11 protein-coding genes are annotated in these 9,250 nt (G+C 38.9%); all 11 read left to right on the top strand.

Annotated elements, in window-relative coordinates; translation table 11 throughout:
- Window positions 1–281 (top strand): YjcQ family protein (locus F5ESL0237_RS04745; protein ID WP_122024781.1); only part of this gene is annotated, 281 nt, incomplete at its 5' end.
- Between the two features lie 118 nt (window positions 282–399).
- Window positions 400–951, top strand: coding sequence for a phage scaffolding protein (locus F5ESL0237_RS04740; RefSeq protein ID WP_122024780.1), 552 nt, complete (start codon window positions 400–402; stop codon window positions 949–951).
- On the top strand, window positions 951–1,931 hold the full coding sequence (locus F5ESL0237_RS04735) for a capsid protein (protein ID WP_233551909.1): 981 nt from the start codon (window positions 951–953) through the stop codon (window positions 1,929–1,931). Before F5ESL0237_RS04740 ends, F5ESL0237_RS04735 begins: the two co-directional genes overlap by 1 nt.
- A 2-nt stretch (window positions 1,932–1,933) precedes the next feature.
- Window positions 1,934–2,299 carry a hypothetical protein gene (locus tag F5ESL0237_RS04730; protein ID WP_122024779.1) on the top strand — a complete coding sequence of 122 codons (366 nt, stop codon included), beginning with the start codon at window positions 1,934–1,936 and terminating at the stop codon, window positions 2,297–2,299.
- Window positions 2,299–2,664: a hypothetical protein gene (locus tag F5ESL0237_RS04725; RefSeq protein ID WP_122024790.1), complete on the top strand. Its 366-nt coding sequence runs from the start codon at window positions 2,299–2,301 to the stop codon at window positions 2,662–2,664. The genes F5ESL0237_RS04730 and F5ESL0237_RS04725 overlap by 1 nt, the downstream gene beginning before the upstream one ends.
- The gene (locus F5ESL0237_RS04720) at window positions 2,661–3,104 is read left to right on the top strand and encodes an HK97 gp10 family phage protein (RefSeq protein WP_122024778.1); all 444 of its coding nucleotides are present in this window, start codon (window positions 2,661–2,663) and stop codon (window positions 3,102–3,104) included. Before F5ESL0237_RS04725 ends, F5ESL0237_RS04720 begins: the two co-directional genes overlap by 4 nt.
- Entirely contained in the window at window positions 3,101–3,508 is a 408-nt protein-coding gene (locus F5ESL0237_RS04715) for a DUF6838 family protein (RefSeq protein ID WP_122024777.1), read from the top strand. The genes F5ESL0237_RS04720 and F5ESL0237_RS04715 overlap by 4 nt, the downstream gene beginning before the upstream one ends.
- Window positions 3,505–4,896, top strand: a complete 1,392-nt coding sequence (locus F5ESL0237_RS04710; RefSeq protein WP_122024776.1) for a phage tail sheath family protein — start codon at window positions 3,505–3,507, stop codon at window positions 4,894–4,896. The genes F5ESL0237_RS04715 and F5ESL0237_RS04710 overlap by 4 nt, the downstream gene beginning before the upstream one ends.
- A gap of 17 nt (window positions 4,897–4,913) precedes the next feature.
- Window positions 4,914–5,402 carry a phage tail tube protein gene (locus F5ESL0237_RS04705; protein ID WP_122024775.1) on the top strand — a complete coding sequence of 163 codons (489 nt, stop codon included), beginning with the start codon at window positions 4,914–4,916 and terminating at the stop codon, window positions 5,400–5,402.
- Window positions 5,403–5,415: 13 nt separating this feature from the next.
- Window positions 5,416–5,847 (top strand): hypothetical protein, encoded by a 432-nt coding sequence (locus F5ESL0237_RS04700; RefSeq protein ID WP_122024774.1) that lies wholly within the window; start codon window positions 5,416–5,418, stop codon window positions 5,845–5,847.
- A 199-nt stretch (window positions 5,848–6,046) separates the two neighbouring features.
- Window positions 6,047–9,247, top strand: coding sequence for a tape measure protein (locus tag F5ESL0237_RS04695; protein WP_122024773.1), 3,201 nt, complete (start codon window positions 6,047–6,049; stop codon window positions 9,245–9,247).
- Window positions 9,248–9,250: the final 3 nt, after the last annotated feature.

Below are 9,250 nucleotides of genomic sequence, written 5' to 3'. Positions count from 1 at the left end.
GCTATGAAAATGGTCAAGATGCAGACCCTAATATATTGAAAGCTGATACTTTCGATATATCTCAGCAACAATTCATTCGCACGCTACAGATGCTAAGTGATGATGGCTACATTAAAGGACTTACGTTCTCACCGGTGTTAGATGGTGGCATATTGTTAGGAAATAGAAAAAGTACGGTTATAACAAGTGATGGATTGCAGTATCTTGCAGAAAACTCAATGATGCAGAAAGCATATAGAATTTTTAAAGAAGTCAGAGATTGGCTTCCACTGATTAAATAAAATTTAAAGCAGCCTAACAGCTGCTTTTTATTTTGCCCCAAGCATGGCGTAAAAAGGCTTATTTTTTATACCTTGAAAGTAGTCGCCCCACGTAAAAGATCGCGAGAAAGGAAATAAGATGAAACATGAAGAATTAAAGAAATTAGATTTAAACGATGAACAGATTGACAAGGTCATGGGTCTGCATGGTGCTGAAGTTGAGGCAATGAAAGCTAAGACAGATGAGCTAGGCAAGACCAATGAGTCGCTACAGAGCCAGATTGCAGAGCGTGATAAAGATTTAAAGGCGTTAAAAAAGCAAGCTGGAGATAACGAAGAACTGAGTAATCAATTCAAAGAATTGCAATCCAAGTATAAGCAAGACACTGAGAACCTGAGTAAGGAATTAAAGCAGACCAAGCTAAACAGTGCAGTCGATACAGCCTTAGCTGGTGCCAAGGTGCGCAATACAAAGGCCGCTAAAGCTCTCTTGAATATGGACGAAGTCAAGTTAAACGACAAAGGAGAACTTGAAGGACTAGACAACCAAATTAGTTCATTGCAAAAATCTGATAGTTACCTATTTGATCAGGGTCAGAAAGAGCCTTATCAACCACAAGGTGGAGGAGCTAAGACTGACCCTGATTTGGTAGCAACTATGACAAATATATTTAAAGGAGAAGATAAATAATGCCAGCAACAATTAATTATGCAGAAGCATATCAACAAGCAATTCAACAAGGATTTTATGATGGTCATCTTTATACAGCACCATTATGGAATTCACCATCAAATTCAATGATTACGTTTGATGGCGCCAAACACATTAAATTACCAAGATTAACTATTTTAGAAGGCCGCAAAGACCGAGCAAGACGGACTATTACGGACATTACGCCAAACTACAGTAACGATTGGGATACTTATGAATTAAAGAATGAACGTTACTGGAGTACTTTAGTTGACCCATCAGACGTTGATGAATCAAATTATGTTATTTCAATGGCTAACATTACTCGTCAATTTAACTTAGACGAAAAGATGCCTGAAATGGACAAATACATGTTTAGCAAGCTGTTTTTAGAAAAACAAACTAAAGATAGTGGCAAGGGAATTACTAATAATACGCTTGATGAGAAGAACATTTTAACGGCATTTGACAATATGATGGTTGATTTTGATGAAGCGCGTATTCCAAACCAAAACCGTTATCTGTACGTAACTCCCAAGATTAACGCAATTTTGAAGCGTGCTGAGGCACTGAATCGTGGCTTAACATTAAAAGACCCTAACAGCATTCAACGGACAGTTTACAGCTTAGATGATGTAACGATTGTGGTTATTCCATCTGATTTAATGCAGACCGCATATGACTTTACTGTTGGTGCTAAGACAATTGACTCAGCTAAACAAATTGAAATGATGTTAATTTACAACGGTGTTCAAATTGCTCCGGAAAAGTATAGTTTTGCAGGTTTTGACCAACCAAGTGCAGCTTCAAGCGGTAACTATCTCTACTATGAGCAATCATACAACGATGTTTTACTGCTTAATACCAAAACAGCAGGTATTCAATTCGTGATTGCTGATAAGCCAGTACAACAGGGTGTTAGTGGTCAAACACTAGAAGATGATAGCCAAAGTACTAAAACTGCCAAAAGTGGGAAGTAAAAATGAATGATGAACGCAAACAAAAAATTAAAGATAAGGTCACCCAATTGCTTGGTGACAAGGTTAATGCCGACATAGTGAGTTTTAGCCTAGATCGAGTGATTCAATCAGTGGCCAACTACACCAACATTCCGATTGAGGAACTACCACCTGACATTGACACTACGATTACCGCAATGTGTGTGCAATTAGTTCAGACACACAATTGGACAAATGGCAATAGTGACACAGTCAACTCAATTAGTGAAGGCGATGTATCAGTTAATTTTGGCTCACCAGCTGAAATATATGCTAAAGTACAACAGTTAAATCCGATTACAGACGATTTCTTTGTAGATTTGAACCATTTTAGGAGACTGCAATGGTAATTGATGCATTTAACAAGTTAAAGGACATTGCTCCTAAGTTATGGACTGATAAGGTGACCATAAAAACCACCAAGAAAGTGGTTAATGAACATCATATAACCACAAGCGAGCCTGTGACGATTGTTTCCGATGAGCCAGCTAAGGTTATCCTCAAAGGATTAAAAAGTGGTGAACAGTCGTTTTTTGGCACAGATGAGTATGATGCGACTTTGTTAATCAGAACTGGGTTATACATTCCAGCAGGAGCAACAATTGAAGTGACTGATATCAATGGCAAGGTTATCAAGTACAAGCGTTCAAGTAAGGGATATTCGGGCTATGTTAGTCATCAAGAAGTAGCAATGACAAGGGACGAAAAAGCATGAGTGCATTTGGGAGTTTTGATGATGAAGAGTTTCAAGAATTTGCTAAACATGTTAATGCAGTAGTTTCTGGTGGAGAGTTAAAAAATGAAGTAAAAAAGAGTGTAAAAAATGTTGGGGAGACTTATAAACGTAATGCCCAAGCAAACACACCAGTTAAAACTGGCGATCTAAGACGCAGTTGGCAACTCAAAGGACCATTCTTTTCCGATTCAGACATAACAGTCGAATTGCGTAATAGTAAAAATTATGCTTCGTTTGTGGAGAATGGTCACCGGCAAAAAGTAGGACAGTACGTGCCAGTAATTGGCAAGCGACTAAAAGCTAGTTGGGTACCAGGTCAGCACTTTTTACAAAAAGCAACGGACCAAACAAGTGGCCAAATGCCACAGCTATTAACACCGATTGTTTGGGATATGATGAGGAGGTTGATGGATGATTGACAATAATTGAACGTGTTGCTGACGAGATTGCACGGATATTTCCAAATGCAATAATTTACACTGAAAATCAAGCAGATGGTTTTAGCGAGCCGTCTTTTTTTATTGAGAAAATCAGTATAATCGCTACTCCAGAATTGTTTGATAGACAGATGCGTAAGCAAAGCTTTCAAGTTATCTACTTTCCTAATCCAAACAATCCTAAGACTGATATGGAACGTGTCGAAGATTACTTGCTAAGCGGATTGGTAGAACTAAAAGACTATGCGCCCCTTAGAAACATTGAAGTGCAACAACAAGAAGACAATACGCTAATTTATAAATTTGAAATTTGGGGGCGTTTCTACCCTGATAAAAAAGACGAAGTAAAGTTACAAAATGAAAAATTGAAAGGACAAATTAAATGAGTTGGAAAACACAAAACAAACGCCGACCAGGTGCCTATATCAATGTTGTTGGTAAGGGTAAAGATAATACTGGCGCTGAAATTGGACGCACACTATTACCGATCAGTACAGAACTTAACTGGGGAGCAAAGGGAATTATCAAATTAACTCATGAATCTAATTTTAAAGCTTTGTTAGGTCATGACCTTAATGAGTCAGAGTTGCAGACTCTACATGAAGTGCTAAAAGGAGCCGATACAGTACTTTTACTTAATAACAATGATGGACAACCTGCTTCTAAAGTAGACCCTGCCTTACCATGGACGATTACAGCTATTTATCCAGGTACTAAAGGCAATAAATTACATATCTCTGTGCAAAAACAAGACAGCAAAGTTACAGTATCAACTCTATTTGGCACAAAATTGGTTGATCAACAAGTTATTGACGTTGATAAGCCAGAAAAGCTAATGGACAATGATTATGTGAAATTCAAGGTAAATGGTGAATTGGCTCCACAGCCTAGCCCACAAGATGATAGTTCGGGGAACAATACGCCAACGGTTATGTTATCTAAACTAGAGCAATTGCAAAATCCTATAACTGTTGATTTAACAGGTGGCACAACGGTACCAGTACAAATGACTGAATTGCTTAATGATGCATTAGAAACTGAAGACTATGACGTAGCCACTACGGCAGGTTTTCCAGTCGATAGTCCATTGCATAAACAATTAGTGGAAGAAATTAAGCATTTACGTGAGGACAACGATATAAAAGTACGTGGTGTTGTCCCAGTAACAACTGACATAGTTAATTATGAAGGTGTTTCCACGGTTGCAAACGGAGTTGTTCTTGGAGATGGTACAGAATTAGATGCCACAGTAGCAGCCGGTTATTTTGCAGGCACATCAAGTTCAGCAACGGCTGCCAAATCACTCACTTATGTAGAATATCCAGATGCTATTAGTGCTTATCCGAAACTCAGTAACGACAAAACTATTGATGCATTAGAAAAAGGACAAATTGTCTTTACAACTAAGCGGAATGAAGCGGTAGTCATTGAACAGGATATTAATTCATTAACTAAGATTACTGCTGAAAAGCCAGTATTCTTTAGCAAAAATCGTGTGGTTAGAACAATGGATACGATTGTTACTAGAATCAAACGTACGTTTGAAGAAATGTTTATTGGCAAAATTACGAACAATTTAACTGGTCGTGATTTGTTCAAAGCTAATATCGTAAGTTATTTACAAAGCCTATCAGATAACGGGATAATTAACGGCTTTGATACCAATGATATTGCTGTTGAAGCAGGGGATGAGCGTGATTCTATTTTAGTTAATCTAGCAATCACTCCATTGGATTCGATGGAGAAACTTTATATGACAATGGTAGTTCAATAATTAGGAGGTAAAAATAAATGGCAGATGAAACAGTAAGTACAGTAGGCAGTTTTTTAAATGGCCGAGATACAATTTCAACCAAAGATGCGAAAGTATATATCACTATTAATGGCAATGTTATTCCATTGATTGAATGTAATGAATTTTCAGCAAAACTCGAAAAAAATAAAGAGGACGTGCAGACGCTTGGCAGTCGTTGGAAACATAAAAAGGTCACATCTGTGGAAGGTACGGGTTCAATTGGGGGCTATTTAATTAGTTCCAATTGGACAAAATATGCTTTGCCTTATGTTCAAGGCGGGAAAGACCTTTACTTTGAGATTACTTTTACGATTAACGACCCAACTAGTCAGGCTGGTACTCAGACAATCCACTTAGGAGAAGTTAACCTTAACGATATTCCGCTGGCAGACTTTAAAGCTGATGATGGGGTTATGCAATGGAAGACAGACTTTACTTTTGAACAGATTAACTTGGTAACACCGTTCACTGGGTTTGATTTATAAGGAGAAATAATAAATGACTATCAAAAAAGAATATAATGTTAACGATTTTTTAGCTGAAAATGTAAAGCAAGAGCGTCTGACAAAAGAAATCAAAATTACAGGCTATAAGGAGCCCTTTGTAATTCAGAGCATTACTTCTGAAGAATTCGATCAATTGCAGAAGCAAGCGACTTCTAGAATGATTAGCAAGAAGACTTATCAAGAAGTTGAAAAGTCAGACAGTAACAAGTTTACTGACCTACTAATCGAAAAGTCTGTTGTAGTACCTAATCTACATGACGAGAAACTACAAAGAAGCTGGGGCTGTATCGCCGAACCAGCTAAAATGTTGCGGAAAATGATTGCTAAGGCGGGAGAATACGGCGACTTATTAGAAGCTATTTCGGAAATTTCTGGCTTTGATGCGGATAAATTAAGCAATTTTGTGGAAATAGCAAAAAACTAATTGAGTCCAATCGGGACTTCAATTATTGCTATTACTGCATTAACGAATATCATTGGACACCTAGCCAATATGGCAATTTAACACTAAGAGAAAAAGCAATGGTACAGGCTACAATTGACTTACGTGTTGAAGCCGAAGAAAAGCAACAAAAAGAAGCAGAACGTGAGGCTAGAAGATATAAATAGAAAGGAGGTAAAAAATGGCTACAATTAGTGGGACTCTTAGGATTAATGATGCTTTTAGTAATGTACTAAATAGATTTAATTCGGGAATGCAGCGTAGTATGTCCGCTGCTAACAGGCTTAAAGCAGAAATGAACAAAGGCTCTACCGGTATTGAGAGAATGGGTCACAGTGCCAATACAGCCAATATAGGGCTTAAGCAATTAATTGCTGGTTCAGCAATCGGCGGTATGATTAGTTCGGCAATGGGTGCTGCTGGCAATGGTGTTCGTGCTTTTGTAGGTGAATTAAATGATTCAACAGTAGCTTGGTCAACATTTGAAGGTAATATGCACCAGATTGGTAAGAGTCCGGCACAAATTTATGCCGCTAAAAATTCGTTGCAGAAGTTTGCCCAAGATACCATCTATTCCTCATCTGACATGGCACAGACGTATAGTCAGTTAGCAGCTGTTGGAACAAAAAACACCACGGCTTTAGTTAAAGGCTTTGGTGGATTGGCTGCAGCTGCTACTGATCCAAAACAAGCTATGAAAACGTTGTCTGAGCAGGCTACCCAGATGGCGGCTAAGCCAATGGTTCAATGGCAGGACTTCAAGTTAATGCTAGAACAAACGCCAGCAGGTATGGCAGCAGTCGGCAAAACAATGGGTATGAATACTAAGGAATTAGTTAAGGCTGTCCAAGATGGTAAGGTTAAAACGGAAGACTTCCTTAACGCAATTGCCAAAACTGGTACTAACGCTAACTTTAGTAAAATGGCCACACAATACAAAACTATTGGTCAAGCATTGGACGGATTAAAAGAGACGCTAGCCAACAAGGTTCAGCCGCAATTCAAAAAGTTAAGTGAGATTGGTATTAAGGTAATCAGTAGCATTACTGATAAATTGGGGAAGGTAAACTTTGCCAATTTTGCCGATAAGATAATTGACGGAATCAATCGTATAAAAACAGCTGGTAGTGCCTTTATTAAAGGCTTTACTAGCCAATTCAGCAAAAATCAATTTGTTGATATAATTCGAGATATTGGAGATAGCATAAGGACGCTGTTTAGTAGCTTGTCTAATAATCAAGGTCTGAAAGGGCTGCTTAATAGCATTGGCCAAGGCGTTGGAAGGTTTGCATTAACCATGGCTTCTGGGATTGCCAACGTTGTGCAGGCGATATCAAAAATTAATCCTAGCGCACTAAAAATGTTAGCAACTGCGTTTGTAGCATTAAAACTTGGCGTTAATGGCCTTAAGCTTGCCGCAATAGCAGCAGGTTTGAAAATAATTGGCTCGTTAGATCCAGGTCAACTGCAGCACGTTGCAACTGCTGTCACTGCACTAGCAACCGCCTTTGTTGCAATGAAAGGTATTGGTGCTATAGCTGGTGTGTTTGGAAAAATTACTAGTGGAATCAGTAGCTTTTCGAACAATTTTGTTTCAATAATTTCAACACTAATGACTTTGCCCACAAAAATTGCTCAAATTGGTAGCATGATAGGGGGGGCCTTTTCTGTAATCACGGGGCCTGTTGCTCTTGTGATTGCAGGAGTGACTGCTTTAATTATTGGAGCTGTCTATGCTTGGCAGACCAATCTTTTTAATTTTAGAAACACAATGTCTAATTTGTTTAGCAATATCGGGACAATATTTGCACCACTAAGTAGTGCATTTAGTAATTTGGGTGAAGCACTTGCACCAGCGAGTGGAGTTTTATCAGCAATAGGTAAAGCATTAGGTACTATTAGTATTGGAGCTATTTACGGCATTGCTATTGGCATTGGTGCGCTTACAGATGCGCTGACAAGCATTATAAGCACAGCTTCAGCATTTGTTTATTCATTAAGGGCAGCTGGAGATAGTGTTAAAGCATTTGGTTCTGCCATTAACGATATTAAAAACGGCGATTTTAGTTTTAGCGGGATGCGTAAGGCTTTTAGCGACGCAGGTAATGATATTGGTCATATGTTCGATTCTTTAAATCGCGCGCACGAATTCAAAGCAACGGGTGCTGTGATTAGTTCACTTAAGGGAATCGATGCTCAAGCTAAAACAACTAAATCTAGTTTAGACAGTATTAAGATGCCAAATATAGCTGCTCAAAATAGTAAGATAAACGGTTTAAATAATATAGATTTAAATAAACAATTAGCTAATAAAAAAATAAAAATTGGTTATCAATTTGACACTAATCCAAATGCAAAAATTGAAAAGCAGCTAGCATCTAAGCCACTAAAGGCAAAAATTAATAGCACAACAGTAGGCGATCCCGTTAATAAACTTCAGCAAAGCATTAGTAAGAACCCGCTTAAAGCCAAGGTTAAAACCGATACTAGTTCAGCTGGAATTGCCCAAAAGAAGATGCAGTCTCAAATAGGTTCTAAGCCAATTAAAGTTAAAGTTGCTAAGCCTAAGGTACCCACACCTAAGACGCCCAAGATTAAGACCATGCATGTAAAGGTCGCTAAGCCTAAAGTTCCCCAACCTACAATGCCTAAGTCTAAAACCTTGCATATTAAGGTTGTCAAACCTAAGGTGCCACAGCCAACTATGCCTAAAGTCAAAACAATCCATGTTAAAGTAGCACGACCAAAAGTGCCGACTCCAATAATGCCTACAGTTAGACCGATTCCGGGTCCTAGAATGGGCAGAGCAAAAACTGCTGAATTTTTAGCAAGCATTCAATCCGCGATTAGTCGAGCGGCTGCAATAGCTCAAGCAGGAGCTGGTCCGATGTTTAGCGCAGGAGCAATGATTGGACAAGGATTAGCAGCTGGAATGCGGTCAGCAGTAGGCGAAGTTGCAGCCGCCGCTGATGCATTAGTTGCCCAGGCAGATCGTGCCGCACGGGCTAAAGCGAAAATTCACTCACCGTCAAGGCTTTTTGCTGAAATAGGTGGTTATCTCGGTAAGGGTATGGCTATTGGGATGAACAGTACACAAGGCTTAATAGCAAGCGCTAGTGACGCCATGATTGCTACTGCAACACCTGATACGGTTGGCGCTAACTATGATGGCAGTGTTAATCAATCTGGCAGACCTAGTGGTCTTACCAATGCAAGATTTGGCGGAAACAGTACAAGCAATGACAACCGCTCATCGACAATCACAATCGAGAGTGGTGCCATTCAAATTAATAGTTCGGGTAGTGCCGAGTATGATGCTGATACGCTTTTAGCAGCGTTAGAAAATAAGATTATTGCTCAACAAGAGAAATCTTTGGGCTAAGAG

The sequence above is a fragment of the Lactobacillus sp. ESL0237 genome (assembly GCF_003692985.1).
Classification (GTDB): domain Bacteria; phylum Bacillota; class Bacilli; order Lactobacillales; family Lactobacillaceae; genus Lactobacillus; species Lactobacillus bombicola.
The sequence above is the reverse complement of the archived record's forward strand: the minus strand, read 5'-3'. Positions and strand labels throughout refer to the sequence as shown.

Coding starts and splice junctions, on each gene's coding strand:
- F5ESL0237_RS04700 (WP_122024774.1), top strand. CDS start 5,416: ATGACTATCAAAAAAGAATATAATGTTAACGATTTTTTAGCTGAAAAT.
- F5ESL0237_RS04735 (WP_233551909.1), top strand. CDS start 951: ATGCCAGCAACAATTAATTATGCAGAAGCATATCAACAAGCAATTCAA.
- F5ESL0237_RS04705 (WP_122024775.1), top strand. CDS start 4,914: ATGGCAGATGAAACAGTAAGTACAGTAGGCAGTTTTTTAAATGGCCGA.
- F5ESL0237_RS04710 (WP_122024776.1), top strand. CDS start 3,505: ATGAGTTGGAAAACACAAAACAAACGCCGACCAGGTGCCTATATCAAT.
- F5ESL0237_RS04720 (WP_122024778.1), top strand. CDS start 2,661: ATGAGTGCATTTGGGAGTTTTGATGATGAAGAGTTTCAAGAATTTGCT.
- F5ESL0237_RS04740 (WP_122024780.1), top strand. CDS start 400: ATGAAACATGAAGAATTAAAGAAATTAGATTTAAACGATGAACAGATT.
- F5ESL0237_RS04730 (WP_122024779.1), top strand. CDS start 1,934: ATGAATGATGAACGCAAACAAAAAATTAAAGATAAGGTCACCCAATTG.
- F5ESL0237_RS04695 (WP_122024773.1), top strand. CDS start 6,047: ATGGCTACAATTAGTGGGACTCTTAGGATTAATGATGCTTTTAGTAAT.